Origin of the sequence: Mesorhizobium sp. M1D.F.Ca.ET.231.01.1.1 (genome assembly GCF_003999155.2) — a bacterium.
Lineage (GTDB): Bacteria > Pseudomonadota > Alphaproteobacteria > Rhizobiales > Rhizobiaceae > Mesorhizobium.
The window spans coordinates 1-397 of record NZ_RZOZ02000081.1; the positions used below are offsets into that span (position 1 = coordinate 1).

Below are 397 nucleotides of genomic sequence, written 5' to 3' on the forward strand. Positions count from 1 at the left end.
CTTATTCTCGATACGGCAGGGGATCTCATCATCGCGCTGCTCTGAATATGGGCGATTGTTTTGCCTATGCCTTGGCAAAGACACGAAATCTGCCTCTGCTTTTCAAGGGCGATGATTTCAACCATACCGACATCCAACCGGCGTTGAAGCTTGCGTAAAACTCGACTGGTATCAGGCATGATGACTCTTTCCGGCAAGCGCATCCTGCTCATCATCGGCGGCGGCATCGCCGCCTACAAATCGCTCGAGCTCATCCGCCGGCTGCGCGAACGCGCCGCGTCGGTGCGGGTGGTCATGACATCGGCCGCGCAGGAATTTGTCACCACGCTGCCGGTCGGCGCGCTTTCGGCCGATCATGTCTTCACCCAATTATTCGACCGCAATGACGAGCACGATG

General features: G+C 56.9%; 2 protein-coding genes. Both read left to right on the forward strand.

The features are described 5' to 3' along the window. On the forward strand, positions 1-158 hold a 158-nt coding region (locus tag EN874_RS34710), incomplete at its 5' end, for a type II toxin-antitoxin system VapC family toxin (protein ID WP_135884719.1). A gap of 22 nt (positions 159-180) precedes the next feature. Further along, the coding region (locus tag EN874_RS32385) for a flavoprotein (protein WP_281061460.1) at positions 181-397 on the forward strand (217 nt) is incomplete at its 3' end.